13 protein-coding genes are annotated in these 14,740 nt (G+C 62.4%); 7 read left to right on the forward strand and 6 right to left on the reverse strand.

Annotated features, from left to right (window positions below; all coding sequences use genetic code 11):
* Positions 1-186: 186 nt before the first annotated feature.
* Both AACV02_RS30010 and AACV02_RS30015 read right to left on the reverse strand, forming a co-directional pair.
* Positions 187-981 carry a class II aldolase/adducin family protein gene (locus AACV02_RS30010; RefSeq protein ID WP_106580745.1) on the reverse strand — a complete coding sequence of 265 codons (795 nt, stop codon included), beginning with the start codon at positions 979-981 and terminating at the stop codon, positions 187-189.
* Positions 982-1,102: 121 nt separating this feature from the next.
* Complete coding sequence (locus AACV02_RS30015; protein WP_119735434.1) at positions 1,103-2,008, reverse strand: LysR family transcriptional regulator; 906 nt, start codon at positions 2,006-2,008, stop codon at positions 1,103-1,105.
* Positions 2,009-2,233: 225 nt separating this feature from the next.
* Here AACV02_RS30015 and AACV02_RS30020 point away from each other — a divergent pair, with 225 nt between their 5' ends.
* The 7 genes from AACV02_RS30020 (at position 2,234) to AACV02_RS30050 (ending at position 9,714) form a co-directional block, all read left to right on the forward strand.
* Positions 2,234-2,845 carry a cysteine dioxygenase family protein gene (locus AACV02_RS30020; RefSeq protein WP_119735435.1) on the forward strand — a complete coding sequence of 204 codons (612 nt, stop codon included), beginning with the start codon at positions 2,234-2,236 and terminating at the stop codon, positions 2,843-2,845.
* Positions 2,842-4,425 carry a rhodanese-related sulfurtransferase gene (locus tag AACV02_RS30025; protein WP_119735436.1) on the forward strand — a complete coding sequence of 528 codons (1,584 nt, stop codon included), beginning with the start codon at positions 2,842-2,844 and terminating at the stop codon, positions 4,423-4,425. Before AACV02_RS30020 ends, AACV02_RS30025 begins: the two co-directional genes overlap by 4 nt.
* A 99-nt stretch (positions 4,426-4,524) precedes the next feature.
* Positions 4,525-5,499 (forward strand): ABC transporter substrate-binding protein, encoded by a 975-nt coding sequence (locus AACV02_RS30030; protein WP_119735437.1) that lies wholly within the window; start codon positions 4,525-4,527, stop codon positions 5,497-5,499.
* A 14-nt stretch (positions 5,500-5,513) separates the two neighbouring features.
* A complete protein-coding gene (locus AACV02_RS30035) occupies positions 5,514-6,878 on the forward strand; it encodes an LLM class flavin-dependent oxidoreductase (protein WP_119735438.1) in 1,365 nt (454 codons plus the stop codon).
* Positions 6,875-7,558 (forward strand): peroxiredoxin-like family protein, encoded by a 684-nt coding sequence (locus AACV02_RS30040; protein ID WP_119735439.1) that lies wholly within the window; start codon positions 6,875-6,877, stop codon positions 7,556-7,558. The genes AACV02_RS30035 and AACV02_RS30040 overlap by 4 nt, the downstream gene beginning before the upstream one ends.
* 22 nt (positions 7,559-7,580) lie before the next feature.
* The gene (locus tag AACV02_RS30045) at positions 7,581-8,753 is read left to right on the forward strand and encodes an acyl-CoA dehydrogenase family protein (RefSeq protein ID WP_119735440.1); all 1,173 of its coding nucleotides are present in this window, start codon (positions 7,581-7,583) and stop codon (positions 8,751-8,753) included.
* 13 nt (positions 8,754-8,766) lie between these two features.
* Entirely contained in the window at positions 8,767-9,714 is a 948-nt protein-coding gene (locus AACV02_RS30050) for a D-isomer specific 2-hydroxyacid dehydrogenase family protein (RefSeq protein WP_119735441.1), read from the forward strand.
* 659 nt (positions 9,715-10,373) lie between these two features.
* Here the strand turns inward: AACV02_RS30050 and AACV02_RS30055 are convergent.
* The 4 genes from AACV02_RS30055 to AACV02_RS30070 form a co-directional block, all read right to left on the reverse strand.
* Entirely contained in the window at positions 10,374-11,261 is an 888-nt protein-coding gene (locus AACV02_RS30055) for a LysR family transcriptional regulator (RefSeq protein WP_119735442.1), read from the reverse strand.
* A 183-nt stretch (positions 11,262-11,444) separates the two neighbouring features.
* Positions 11,445-12,062: an isochorismate family cysteine hydrolase YcaC gene (ycaC, locus tag AACV02_RS30060; protein ID WP_106580735.1), complete on the reverse strand. Its 618-nt coding sequence runs from the start codon at positions 12,060-12,062 to the stop codon at positions 11,445-11,447.
* A 21-nt stretch (positions 12,063-12,083) separates the two neighbouring features.
* Positions 12,084-13,922 (reverse strand): amidohydrolase, encoded by a 1,839-nt coding sequence (locus tag AACV02_RS30065; protein ID WP_119735443.1) that lies wholly within the window; start codon positions 13,920-13,922, stop codon positions 12,084-12,086.
* Positions 13,919-14,509 (reverse strand): antibiotic biosynthesis monooxygenase, encoded by a 591-nt coding sequence (locus AACV02_RS30070; protein ID WP_119735444.1) that lies wholly within the window; start codon positions 14,507-14,509, stop codon positions 13,919-13,921. The genes AACV02_RS30065 and AACV02_RS30070 overlap by 4 nt, the downstream gene beginning before the upstream one ends.
* Positions 14,510-14,740: the final 231 nt, after the last annotated feature.

The raw sequence follows: 14,740 nt of genomic DNA on the forward strand, positions 1-14,740 counted from the left end.
CGAGCGAGGTGCCGAGTGGTGGGGCAAAGACCTTTTGGTTACTTTTGGGGCGTTTGCCAAAAGTGACCCGCTGTAAGAGCGGAACCGCCAGCCGCCGTGACCGCAGCAACGGATATGCCCCCAATCTACCTAAACACCCCCCCCTCACAAACAAACCACCCCCCAAGCCCCCCACCACTACCGACGTCAGTTTTTATACTCGGTATCAGTACGCTCCAACTGCCGAACCAACGCATTCCAATGCCGCGCCACACCCGGCCCGGCCCCGTTGCTGAACACCTTGGCCTGCTCTTCAACCTTGGCCACCACCTCCGCCGGCGGAAAGATCAACTGCGCATTCCCGCCCGCCTGCGCCGCCACCTGGATATTGCACGCACGCTCCAGCCCCTGCAGCTGCTGAAACGCATGCTCAACGCTCACCCCCGCCGTCAACAACCCATGGTTACGCAAAATCATCACACTCTTGTCCCCCAGGTCCGCCACCAACCGCTCACGCTCGTCCAGGTCCAGCGCCACGCCTTCATAGCCGTGGTACGCGATACGCCCGGAGAACGCGATAGAGTGCTGGGAAATCGGCAAAAGCCCGTCCTTCTGCGCCGACACCGCAATACCGTCACGGGTATGCGTGTGCAGCACCGCTTGCAGGTCATGCCGCGCGCCGTGGATGGCACTGTGAATCACATAACCTGCGTAATTGATGCCCAGGCCCGTAGGGTCGTCGACAATCGTGCCGTCAAGGTCAACCTTGACCAGGTTGGACGCGCTGATTTCATCGAACAACAAGCCAAAGGCATTGATCAGGAAATGCTCATCCGGACCCGGCACGCGGGCCGAGAAGTGCGTGTAGATGTGATCGGTCCACTTGTACAACGCCGCCAGCCGATAGGCCGCGGCCAGTTTGACGCGTACCTCCCACTCTTCGGGCGATACGCGCTGGCGGACGTTGCTGGAAACGCTGGATAGAGAGGTGACGCTGCTCATGGCAAAACTTCCTGGATGGCCTTAAGGACTTCCAGGCAGCCTAGGGGATGCCGAAAAATAATAAAAAGCACATTTTAATCTAAGCTAATTATTATTTTTTTTTATAAAAACTATCCCTCGCTCAGGCGGCATTGCGGATCTTGTGCAGCGAGTCCGCGACCAGCTTGCCGAATGCATCCACCGGCCCCTGCAGGTTGCCGAGAAAATGCGGATAGATCAGCCACAAATCCATCACCGGCTTGAAATCCTTGAGCGGCATGACCGCCAGCTGCTCACGGTGAGCGCTGCGCTCCAGCAAAGGCCGCGGCACCAGCCCCAGGCCCAAACCGTCTGCCACCAGCCCCAATTGCAACTCGGTGCCGAAGGTTTCCAGGTTCACCCGCAATCCCAACCCCTGATCAGACAAGGTGCGCTGCAAGCCGGCCCGGAAACCGCAGCCATCCGGGTTCAGAATCCAGCCGTTCTGGTACACATCGGCCAACTTGCACGGCTTCTTCGGCAACTGCGCCTTGGCACACACCACCACCAACTCCATTTTGCCGATGGACTCACCGACGATGTTGTCCGGGAAAATCTTGCCTGCCGGAAACAGCGCCACCGCCGCGTCCAGTTCACCGCGCTCGATCTTGCCGACCAGTTGGCTGCCCCAACCCGTGGCGACTTGCGTGCGCAAGTCGGCGTATTCGGTGCGCAGGTGCTTGAGCGCATCGAGCAGCACCACATCGCCGATGGTCTGCGGCACGCCCAGGCGCAATACGCCGGTCGGCGGCGCATCGGTGGCTACCAGTTCGCGCAGGGCATCCATTTCGCGCAGGATCAGCCGGCATTGTTCATAAACGCGCGTACCGATCAGCGTAGGCTTGAGGGGCTTGGTGTTGCGGTCGAACAGCTCCACGCCGAGCGCCTGCTCGAAGTTCTGCACGCGGCGGGTAATGGCCGGCTGGGTCAGTTGCAACGACTCGGCGGCATGGCTGATGGACTGGCAACGAATCACTTCGACAAAGGCATCGATATCGTCAATTTTCATTTGGGCCGCACATAGAGAACAGTCATTAAGATGTGTGCGAAGCATAGTTGCAGGAACGCATCATGGATAGTCCACGCTGTGATCGATAACGTCTAACGCTATGCAGACCGGTTCTAAATTACCTAAAGCTATAAGCTAATCATTAAAAAATAGCATATTAACTATAAACATTATGCTTATATAAACCCATCAAACCCTCCCCGTTAAAGCAGCGATGGAAGTGCCATGACCCAGGCCCGACACCCCGAGAGACTCAGAGCCTTTATAGGCGCCCTGGCGGAATTGATCGACGGCAATCCACGCGAAGGCGACCTGCTGCACCGTGGCGGCAAGCTCTTGGCGCAACTGGTCAGCCACGATGACTGGCTGCCCGACGAATACGCCCAACCCGACCCCGCGCGTTACCAGCAATTTCTGCTGCATGCCGATTCGCGCCAGCGCTTCAGCATCGTCAGCTTTGTGTGGGGGCCGGGGCAAAGCACGCCGATTCATGACCACCGCGTGTGGGGCTTGATCGGCATGCTGCGCGGTTCGGAATTTTCCCAGGGCTTTGAACGCGCACCCGACGGCCGCCTCGTTGCCGAGGGCAAGCCGATTCAGTTGGTGCCGGGTCAGGTCGAGGCCGTGTCGCCCAAGGTCGGCGATATCCATCAGGTCAGCAATGCCCACAGCGACCAGGTGTCGATCAGCATTCATGTATACGGTGCCAATATCGGTGCGGTACGCCGCGCGGTGTATCAGCCCGACGGCAGCGAGAAACTGTTTATCTCCGGTTATTCCAACGCCTACCTCCCGAACATCTGGGATTTGTCCAAAGAAAAGAGCCCTGCCCTATGACCACCGTATCGAACCGCAGCTTCGCCCAGATCCGTCAGGCCCTGTTGGACCGTGAAGAAGTCGCCCTGGTCGATGTGCGCGAAGAAGCGCCGTTTGCCGAGTCGCACCCGCTGTTCGCTGCGAATATCCCGCTGTCCAAACTGGAGCTGGAGGTATACGCGCGCATTCCACGGCGCGATACCCAGGTCACCGTCTACGACAACGGTGAAGGGCTGGCGCAACGCGCTGCCGAGCGCCTGGTTGCGCTGGGCTACACCCAGGTCAGCCTGCTTGAAGGGGGGTTGGACGGTTGGCGCAAGGCCGGCGGTGAGCTGTTTATCGACGTCAACGTGCCGAGCAAGGCGTTTGGCGAGCTGGTCGAGAGCGAGCGCCATACGCCGTCCCTGGCCGCCGAAGAAGTCCAGGCCCTGCTCGACAACCAAGCCGACGTGGTGGTGCTCGACGCGCGCCGCTTCGACGAATACCAGACCATGAGCATCCCCACCGGCATCAGCGTGCCCGGTGCCGAGCTGGTGCTGCGCGCGCGTGAACTGGCGCCGGACCCGTCCACCCGCATCATCGTCAACTGCGCCGGGCGCACGCGCAGCATTATTGGCACTCAATCGCTGATCAACTCTGGCATCGCCAACCCGGTGTCGGCGCTGCGTAACGGCACCATCGGCTGGACCCTGGCCGGCCAAAAACTCGCCCACGGCCAGTCGCGGCGCTTTGCGCCAACCCGCGAAGAACACCGCCAGATCGCCGCCCGGGACGCGCGCCGCGTGGCCGACAAAGCCCGCGTCGGCCGTGCGACTTTGGCTGATCTGCAACGCTGGCAGCAGGAACCGCACCGCACCACGTACCTGTTCGATGTGCGCACCCCGGAAGAATTCGAAGCCGGCCACTTGCCTGGCGCACGCTCTACTCCGGGCGGCCAGCTGGTGCAGGAAACCGATCACGTCGCCAGCGTGCGCGGTGCGCGCCTGGTGCTGGCGGATGACGACGGCGTACGTGCCAACATGTCCGCCTCCTGGCTCGCGCAACTGGGCTGGGAGGTGCATGTGCTCGACGACCTGCAAACGGCGCACTTCAGCGAAACCGGTGCCTGGGTAGCACCCGTGCCCGCGCCGCAGCAAGCCGAGTTGATCAGCCCGCACACCCTGGCGGAGTGGCTCGCCCACGGCGACACGGCGGTGCTGGATTTCACCCCCAGCGTCAATTACGTCAAGCGCCACATTCCCGGTGCTCACTGGGTCTTGCGTGCGCAATTGCCCGAGGCGCTGGCCAAGGTACCGCCCGCCGAGCGTTATGTGCTGACCTGCGGCACCAGCCAACTGGCACGCCTGGCGGTGGCCGAAGTCGAAGCGCTGACCGGCAAGCCGGTGTTCCTGCTGCAAGGCGGCACCACGCACTGGATCGCCGAACAACTGCCGCTGGAAACGGGAGAAACGCACCTGGCCTCAGCGCGTATCGACCGCTACCGCCGACCGTACGAAGGCACCGACAGCCCCAAGGAAGCCATGCAGGCCTACCTGGATTGGGAGTTCGGCCTGGTCGACCAACTGGCCCGCGACGGCACCCATGGTTTCTATGTGATTTGAGCCCCCTTAACGCCTGCCCCGGACCGGGGCAGGCCGCACCGACCCCTTTCCAGGCGGAGGTAACCCACACCTTTTCGATCTGTCTGGAATCTACCGCTCATGACCTTTACCCCTGCGTTCAAACGCCTGTTGCTGGGCACCGCCCTCGCCTTTGGCCTGCTCACCACCGCCCAGGCCGCCGACCTGCAACCGCTGCGCGTGGCCAATCAAAAATCCACCATCAAGGCCCTGCTGGAAGCCTCGGGCGAAACCCAAAACGTTCCCTATACCCTCCAATGGTCGGAATTCCCCTCCGCCTCACCGTTGGGCGAAGCCCTGAATGCCGGCGCCGTGGATGTCGGTGCGCTCGGTGATGCGCCGTATGTGTTTGCTCTGGGCGCCGGCGCCTCGCTCAAAGTGGTCAGCATCATCCACGCCGAAGGGCGCAACACCACCGCCCTGGTGGTGCCCAAGGATTCACCGATCAAGACGGTGGCCGACCTCAAGGGCAAGAAAATCGTCACCGGCCGCGGCTCCATCGGCCACTACCTGGCGATCAAGGCCCTGGCCAGCGCCGGGCTGACCACCCAGGATGTGCAATTCATATTCCTGCTGCCCGCCGAATCGCGGTTGGTGCTCGATAACGGCACCGTCGACGCCTGGGCCACATGGGACCCGTACACCACGGTGGTCACCTCACAAAGCCAGGCCAGGGTGCTGGTCAGCGGCAACCCGTTGCTGAGCAACCACCTGTATTTTGCGGCCACCCAACAGGCCATCAGCGAAAAACGCGCGCAACTGGACGACTTCGTCGCCCGCGTCGATCGCGCTTATGCGTGGGCCAATGCGCACCCCAATGAATACGCTGCCGCCCAATCGAAAATCACCGGCCTGCCGTTGGCGGTGCACGTCGAGGTGGCCAAGGACACTCATCTGAGCCCCGTCGTGATCGACGACAGCGTGATCAGCGGCCTGCAAGCCACGGCCGACACCTATCAGAAGGAAGGCCTGCTGCCCAGGCACATCGACGTGTCGCAGGGTTTCGACAAGAGCTTTAACGCCAAGCGTTTTCCCACTTCTCAAGCATCGCGCTAAGCAAGGAGCTACACATGAGCAAGCCAGGTCAATTGCAGCCACGCCATTTGAAGCTGGGCGCCATGGTTCACGGCGTCGGTCACGGCTGGGGTGAATGGCGCCACCCGCAGGCGCAACCGAATGCCAGCACGAATTTTGGTTTCTACAAGCAGCAGACTGAATTGGCCGAAGGCGCCAAATTCGATTTCGTGTTCATCGCCGACAGCCTGCATATCCACGCCAAGTCCAGCCCGCACTACCTCAACCGCTTCGAGCCGCTGACCATTCTCTCGGCCCTCGCCGCGTTGACCACGAACATTGGCCTGGTTGCCACGGTGACGGTCAGCTACAGCGAGCCCTATCAGGTGGCACGCCAGTTTGCGTCCCTGGACCACATCAGCGGCGGCCGCGCCGGTTGGAACGTGGTCACCTCATGGCTCAGCGGCACCGCCGACAACTTCGGCAAGGCCGAGCACCCACCGCATGCCGTGCGCTACCGCATCGCCAAGGAACACCTCAGCGTGGTCAAGGGCCTGTGGGATTCCTGGGAAGACGACGCCTTTACCTACAACAAGCAAAGTGGCGAGTTTTTCACCCCGCACAAGCTGCACGCGCTGAACCACAAAGGCGAGTTTTTCTCGGTCAAAGGCCCGCTGAACATCGCGCGTTCGCGCCAGGGCCAACCGGCGATTTTCCAGGCCGGCACCTCGGAGGATGGGCGCAACTTTGCGGCGCAAAACGCCGATGCGATTTTCGTGCACGTCGAGCACATTGAAGAAGCCAAAGCCTACAGCGCCGACTTGAAGCGCCGCGCCAAGGGCTTTGGCCGCGACGCCCACAGCCTGTCGATCCTGCCGGGCATCCGCCCGATTGTCGGGCGTGACGCCGCCGAGGTGCAAAGCCGCTATCAGCAGGCCGTGGACCTGGTCACCGTGGAGGACGCGATTGTCGCCCTCGGCCGCCCGTTCAACGACCACGACTTCAGCCAATACCCGCTGGACGAACCCTTCCCGGAACTCGGCGACCTGGGCGCCAACAGCCAGAAAGGCGGCTCCGAGCGCATCAAGCAACTGGCCAAGGACGAAGGCCTGACCCTGCGCGAAGTGGCCCTGCGTTTCTCGCGGCCCAAACGCGATTTTGTCGGCACCCCGGAGCAAGTCGCCGATGCGATCCAGACCTGGTTCGAAACCGGCGCCAGCGATGGTTTCATCATCAACTCGGTGCTGCCGGATGGCTTGCAGTACTTCACCGAGCTGGTGGTGCCGGTGCTGCAACAGCGCGGCCTGTTCCGCACCGAGTACAGCGGCCACACGCTGCGCGACAACCTGGGCCTGGACGTGCCGGCCAACCGTTACAGCGTCGCCACCGAGGTCGAAGAACAACAGGAGGCGCTGGCATGAGCGAATCTCTCAACCGTCAATTAGCTGAGCTGCATGCCGAACGTGTGGCCACCTGGGCGCCGGCGGCGTTGCAGGTCAATATCGACCAGCGCCAGCGCCTGGTGGATGAAGCGCAGCCCGACGCGTATGTGCAGGTGGGCGATGCGCTGGACCCGTTCACCTTGCTCAATGTGGAAGGCGGCGAACTGAACCTCGACCTGCTGCTGGCCGACGGGCCGGCGGTGCTGATTTTCTTCCGTTTTGCCGGCTGCCCGGCGTGCAACATCGCCCTGCCCTATTACGAGCGCCAGCTCTACCCACGCCTGCGTGAATGGGGCGTGCCGCTGGTGGCGGTCAGCCCGCAAGTGCCACAGGGCCTGGTCGAGATCAAGACCCGCCATGACCTCAAACTGCTGGTCGCCAGCGACCCGGACAACACCCTCGGGCGGCGCCTGGGCATTCTTTACAGCTTTGACGAAGCCTCGCGCAATGCGGCATTGGCCAAGGGCAGCAGCATCGGCGAAACCACCGGCACCGGTACGTGGGAATTGCCGCAGCCAACCGTGGTGGTGATTGCCCAGGACGGCACGGTGGCGTTTGTCGAGGTCAGCCCGGACTGGCTGGTGCGTACCGAGGCCGAGCCGGTGTTGCAGGTGGTGGAGCGCTTGTTGAGCCAACAGCCCGTGCGTATCGCTATCTAAGACCACATTTTTGACCGAGTACATGCTCATGACGTCCCAACCTTCCTTACGCTGCGTGGAAGTCGCCAACTTCGAAACCCTGCTCGAACGCCTCAGCGCTGAGCTGGCAAGCACCGCGCACCTGTACGACGCCAGCGGCGCCTTCCCCCACAACAATTTTAAGCTGCTGCATGACCACGGCCTGGTCGCCCTCACTGTGCCCAAGGCCTTGGGCGGCGGCGGTGCCAGCTTGCCCCAGGCGCGCAAGGCGATCAGCGCGATTGCCAAGGGCGAGCCCTCCACCGCGCTGATCCTGGTGATGCAGTACCTGCAACACACGCGCTTGCAAGACAGCAAGACCTGGCCCCAGCACTTGCGCGTGCAAGTGGCCGAAGACGCGGTGCGCAACGGCGCGCTGATCAACGCCCTGCGCGTCGAACCCGACCTCGGCACCCCGGCGCGGGGCGGCCTGCCGGCGACCACCGCCGTGCGCACCGCCGAAGGCTGGCGCGTCAGCGGGCGCAAGATTTACTCCACCGGCAGCCATGGTCTAAGCTGGTTCAGCGTATGGGCACGCAGCGATGACGCCGACCCGCTGGTGGGCGCCTGGCTGGTGCGCAAGGACAGCCCCGGTATAAGCATCATCGACACCTGGGACCACTTGGGCATGCGCGCCACCTGCAGCCATGAAGTGGTGCTCGACAACGTGCTGGTGCCGCTGGACCACGCCGTCAGCGTGAGCCCCTGGAGTGCTCCGCAGCCAGAGCTGGATGGCGATGGTTTCCTGTGGATGTCGGTGTTGCTGTCTTCGGTGTATGACGCCGTGGCCCAGGCTGCAAGGGACTGGCTGGTGAAATGGCTGGAGGAGCGCAAGCCATCCAATCTGGGCGCAGCGCTGTCGACCTTGCCGCGCTTTCAGGAAACCGTCGGCCATATCGACACGCTGCTGTTTGCCAACCGCAGCCTGCTGGATGCCGCCGCTGAAGGCCACACACCGGCCGCGAATGCCGCGCAGTTGAAGTACCTGGTGACCGGCAACGCGATCCGCGCCGTCGAGTTGGCCATCGAAGCCTCGGGCAACCCCGGCCTGTCACGCCACAGCCCGCTGCAACGCCATTACCGCGATGTGCTGTGCAGCCGCGTGCATACCCCACAAAACGACGCCGTGCTGCAAGGCGTCGGCAAAGCTGTGTTCGCCCAACGTGGCCCAAAATGAATAAGGAACGCTCATGAGTCAGGTGATTATTGCCAGCCAGCTGGACGAAGATTACAACGCGGTGATCCGCGAACGCCTCGCCTCGATTCATCCTGAAGCCCAGGTGATCGGCGTGCCTGTCGGTGTGCCGAGTGACTTGCCGCCCCAGGCCAATATCCTCTTGTTGCGCCCGATCAACGTACGCGGCTATACCGCGCCGGACACCCCGCCACCGGGCTGGCCGTACGGCGTGCAGTGGGTGCATCTGGTCTCGTCAGGCATCGACTTCTACCCGCAGTGGCTGTTCAACGGCCCACCGGTAACCACCTCGCGTGGCAGCGCCGCCGACAACCTCGCCGAGTTCGCCCTGGCCGCGATCTTTGCCGCGTCCAAGCATTTGCCGGCTATCTGGGTGAAGGATGCCCACTGGAATTTCACGCCATTGCGCCCACTCAAGGGCACTACCCTGGGCATTCTCGGCTTTGGCGCAATTGGTAAAAGCCTCGCGCAAAAGGCGTTGGCGCTCGGCATCAACGTGGTTGCGTTGCGTCAAAGCCATGCCTCTTTTGACGTCGACGGCGTCGAAGCCGCTGGGGATATCCACGACCTGTTCGCCCGCGCCGACCATCTGGTGCTGGCGGCGCCGCTGACCGAGAGCACGCGGCATATCGTTAACCGCGATGTGCTCGGCAGTGCCAGGCCGGGTCTGCACCTGATCAACATCGCGCGCGGTGGTTTGCTCGATCAAGAGGCGTTGTTGGAGGCGTTGGATAACGGTCAGGTTGGCCTGGCATCGCTGGACGTGACCGAGCCGGAACCGCTGCCGGATGGGCACCCGTTGTACAGCCATCCGCGGGTGAGGTTGTCGCCGCACACCTCGGCGATTTCGACCAACAGCCAAGAGGAGATTGCCGATACGTTCCTGGCGAATTTGGAGCGTTACGTGCAGGGCTCGACGCTGGCCAACCTCGTCGATCTCTGAGCCAAACCACAATCAAAATGTGGGAGCGGGCTTGCTCGCGAATGCGCTGGATCAGCTACAGATACGCTGACTGACACACCGCTTTCGCGAGCAAGCCCGCTCCCACAGGTGTGCGATGTTGTGTCAGTGGTTCAGCAACCACCCGCCAGGCGTTTACGCAAGAATTCCACCAGCGCCAGCTGAGAAGAGATCGCCGATACGTTTCTGGCGAATCTGCAGCGGTATGTGGACGGTTCGGAGTTGGCCAACCTCGTCGATCGCTGAGCCAAACCTCAATCAAAATGTGGGAGCGGGCTTGCTCGCGAATGCGCTGGATCAGCTACAGATACGCTGACTGACACACCGCTTTCGCGAGCAAGCCCGCTCCCACATGTGTGCGATGTTGTGTCAGTGGTTCAACAACCACCCGCCAGGCGTTCACGCAAGAATTCCACCAGCGCCAGCCAAGAGGAGATTGCCGATACGTTCCTGGCGAATTTGGAGCGTCACGTGCAGGGCTCGACGCTGGCCAACCTCGTCGATCTCTGAGCCAAACCTCAATCAAAATGTGGGAGCGGGCTTGCTCGCGAATGCGCTGGATCAGCTACAGATACGCTGACTGACACACCGCTTTCGCGAGCAAGCCCGCTCCCACAGGTGTGCGATGTTGTGTCAGTGGTTCAACAACCACCCGCCAGGCGTTCACGCAAGAATTCCACCAGCGCCTGCACCGGCCTGGAGCTTTGCCGGTGCTGGGGGTACACCGCCGACAAGGTCAGCGCTTCAGGGGCGAAGTCTTCCAGAAGCGTAACCAGGCGCCCGTCCTTCAACGCCTCAGCCACGATAAACGTCGGCAGGTAAGTAACACCCAATCCGGCAATCGCCGTGTCGCGCAACAACTCGCCGTTGTTCACGCGCATGCGCCCGCTGACATTCACCGACTGCAGTTTGCCCTTGGTTTGGAAGCGCCACTGCACCTGGCGGCCGTGGCCGTAGGGCAGGCAATCGTGGTCGGCCAGGTCTTCGGGCTTGAGCGGCGTGCCGCGCCGGGCCAGGTACTCGGGGCTGGCGCAATACACCCGCTCGACACTGGCGATGCGGCGCGCGATCAAGGTCGAGTCTTCAAGGGTGCCGATGCGCAGCACCAGGTCGTAGCCTTCGCCGATCAGGTCAACAGGCCGGTCACTGAGGTCGACTTCCACCGACACGTGCGGATAGCGCTGCAGAAATGACGGCAACAGGCAACCCAGGTGAGCCATGGCAAACGACAGCGGCGCACTCAGGCGCAGCGTGCCGCGCGGCTCGCTGTTCTGGCCGGCGATGCCCTGCTCCACTTGCTCGACGTCACTGAGCAATCGCAAGGCGGATTCGTAATAACTCTGGCCCAGCGGCGTGACGTCCAGGCGGCGCGTGGAACGGTTGAGCAGGCGCACGCCCAGGCGGTCTTCCAGCTGAATCAGGCGGCGGCTGACAAATTGCTTGGACAGGCCCAGTTGCTCGGCGGCGGCGGTAAAGCTGCCGGACTCCATGACCTGGCAGAACAGGCGCATGTCTTCGAAGGGGTTCATTGTCGCTTCTCGGTGGACATTTTTGCTGATTTATAACCGGTCAGTCATGGCACCACAAATCAAATGTGGGAGCCGGACTGGCCCGCGACAGCGCAGCGTCAGCCAACCGTGATGTCGACTGATGCTGCGCCGTCGCGGGCAAGCCCGGCTCCCACTGGGTTCAGCGGTGTCCTGTCTGCGGGGTTACTTGGCAGTAAACGCCGAGTAGCTGTTCATCAGGTTGCGGTAGTTGGGAATGCGTGGCGACAGCAGGTTGGCCAGGCCTTCCATGTCGTTGCGCCAGTCGATCTGCAGCTCGCAGGCCACCGCAAACCAGTTGACCAGGTGCGCACCCGCTGCGCTCATGCGCGCCCACGACGCACGTTGCACGGCCTCGTTGAACGTCCCGGAAGCGTCGGTCACCACAAACACCTCGAAGCCTTCAGCCAGCGCGGCCAGGGTCGGGAACGTCACGCAGACGTCGGTCACCACACCGGCGATGATCAATTGCTTGCGGCCGGTGGCCTTGACGGCCTTGACGAAATCTTCGTTGTCCCAGGCATTGATCTGGCCAGGGCGCGGGATGTACGGCGCGTCCGGGAACAGCGCCTTAAGCTCCGGCACCAACGGGCCATTGGGGCCGGTTTCAAAGCTGGTGGTGAGGATGGTCGGCAGCTTGAAGAACTTGGCCACATCCGCCAGCGCCAGCACGTTGTTCTTGAATTCGTTGGGCGAAAAATCCTGCACCAGCGAGATCAAGCCAGTCTGGTGGTCCACCAACAGCACCACGGCGTCGTCTTTGTTCAAGCGTTTGTAAGTCATGGGGTAGCTCCTTTGGGGGTTTTAGAAGGCAAAGCACGAGCAGCCAAACGCGCCCCAGAAACCCTGGAAGTCGCTGACCGGCACGCTGGAAAGGCGCGCTTTTTCATGGCCATGGGCATGCACGCCACACGGGCCGCTGCATTGATGGACCTGGGCTTGTAACGCTGAACCTGGGCGCCAGTGCCCCGGCACCTTGACCACCGGCGACCAGTCCGGCAGCACCGGCACGCGTGGCGGTGCGAAATCTTCGAAGTCGCCGGCGCCGTACACCACCTTGCCGCCGACCACGGTGAGCACCGACTCGATCCACTTGATGGCCTCTTCATCGACGCTGAAAAAGTCTGCCGACAGCGCGGCAACGTCCGCCAACTGGCCGACCTTGATCTGGCCCTTCTTGCCCTGCTCCGACGAGAACCAGGCACTGCCGTGGGTGAACAGCTCCAACGCGGTGAGGCGCGGCAGGCCTTCGGCGTGCAGTTCCAGGCCGCCGACGGTGCGGCCGCTGACCATCCAATACAACGAGGTCCAGGGGTTGTAGCTCGACACCCGTGTGGCATCGGTGCCCGCCCCGACCGGTACGCCTTCAGCCAACATGCGCTTGATCGGCGGCGTGGCTTCGGCCGCCTTGGCGCCGTAACGCTCGACAAAATATTCGCCCTGGAACGCCATGCGATCCTGGATCGCGATACCGCCGCCAAGCGCACGCACGCGCTCGATGTTGTGCGGGGTGATGGTTTCGGCGTGGTCGAAAAACCACGGCAGGCCATTGAACGGAATGTCGCGGTTGACCTTCTCGAACACGTCGAGCATGCGCGAGATGGATTCGTTGTAAGTGGCATGCAAGCGGAATGGCCAGCGCTGCTCGACCAGATGCCGAACCACCGGTTCCAGTTCCTGCTCCATGGTCAGCGGCAGGTCGGGGCGCGGTTCAAGGAAATCTTCGAAGTCCGCCGCCGAAAACACCAGCATTTCGCCGGCGCCGTTGTGGCGCAGGTAGTCATCGCCCTGATGCAGGGTGACACTGCCGGTCCAGTGCTTGAAGTCGCTGAGTTCTTCCTTGGGCTTCTGGGTAAACAGGTTGTAGGCGATGCGCACCGTCAGCTGTTCATCTTTGGCCAGTTGCTCGATCACCGCGTAGTCATCGGGATAATTCTGGAAGCCACCGCCGGCATCGATGGCGCTGGTGAGGCCCAGGCGATTGAGTTCACGCATGAACTGGCGGGTCGAGTTGACCTGATATTCCAGCGGCAATTTCGGCCCCTTGGCCAGGGTTGCATAGAGGATCATCGCGTTCGGCCGCGCCACCAGCATGCCGGTGGGGTTGCCGTTGCTGTCACGCACGATCTCGCCGCCCGGCGGGTTCGGCGTGTCTTTGGTATAGCCGGCCACCCGCAGGGCGGCGCGGTTGAGCAAGGCACGGTCGTACAGGTGCAGCACGAACACTGGCGTGTCCGGCGCGGCCTGGTTCAGCTCCTCCAGGGTCGGCATGCGTTTTTCGGCGAACTGGAATTCGTTCCAGCCACCGACCACGCGCACCCACTGCGGCGTAGGCGTGCGGTCCGCCTGATCCTTGAGCATGCGCAGCGCATCGGCCAGGGACGGCACGCCTTCCCAGCGCAGTTCGAGGTTGTAGTTCAGCCCGCCACGGATCAGGTGCAGGTGCGAGTCGTTGAGGCCAGGGATGACGGTGCGGCCCTTAAGGTCGATGACCTGCGTGCCACTGCCACGCAACGCCATGGCTTGGGCGTCGGTGCCGACCGCGACGAAGCGGCCCTGGTGAATAGCAACGGCGGTGGCGCGCGGGTTTTCACGGTCCACGGTGTGGAACTGGCCATTGAACAGAATCAGATCGGCGTTCATAGGGTTTCCTTTACAGAGGCTTCAAGCCAGGGAGCGAACAGGCGGGTGGCGGCCGGCATCAGCAGGTAGACCACCAGCAGCACGATGGTCAGGGTGACCAGGAAGGTTGCGACCACGTAGTTGGAGAGGAACGGATGCAGGCGTAACACCGGGCCCCAGACGATCGGAATCAGCAGGGTCAGCGGCAGGATGACAAACAGGGTCACCACGGCTTGTTTCCAGCGCGGTGGTTTGGCGGCGCTGTCGGCCAGGGGGGCGAACCAGAATTCATTGACGGCACCGACTTCGGTGTTGTCGCCGTCGGCGAGCATGGGCGTGGCTTCGTTGATCAGGGCTTGGCGCTCGGGGGAGTCGAGCCAGCGTTCGAGGTCGTCGGTGGAGCGGTAGCGCAGGACGCAGGTGAACAGCGCCAGGCGGTTTTGTTTGCTGCGCACGACATCGACGCCGAGGTGGCCTGGGCGTTCGCCGGCGATGCGCACGATGCGGCGTAGCCAGGCTTCGTAGTCGGCTTCGCGACCGGGTTTGATCAGGTGTTTGACGACCAGGGTGACGACTTCGTCGGGGCTGGTTTTGGGTGTTGGGTCCATGGTTTTGATTCCCCCCTGGAGAGTTGTGCGATAGGGGGAGTTTGGGGGGCAATGGGGGGGTTGGAATTGGATGTATGTGCTGTTTGACGTGGCGGCCTCTGGGGGCCGGTTTTTACGGAGTACATATCCGTTATTTGAGTAACGGCCGCGATGGGTTCCGCTCTTACAGCGGGTCACTTTGGAAAAGCCCCAAAGTAACCAAAGGGCTCTTGCCCCACCACTCGGCACCTC

This window comes from Pseudomonas sp. Larv2_ips (assembly GCF_963879675.1).
Classification (GTDB): domain Bacteria; phylum Pseudomonadota; class Gammaproteobacteria; order Pseudomonadales; family Pseudomonadaceae; genus Aquipseudomonas.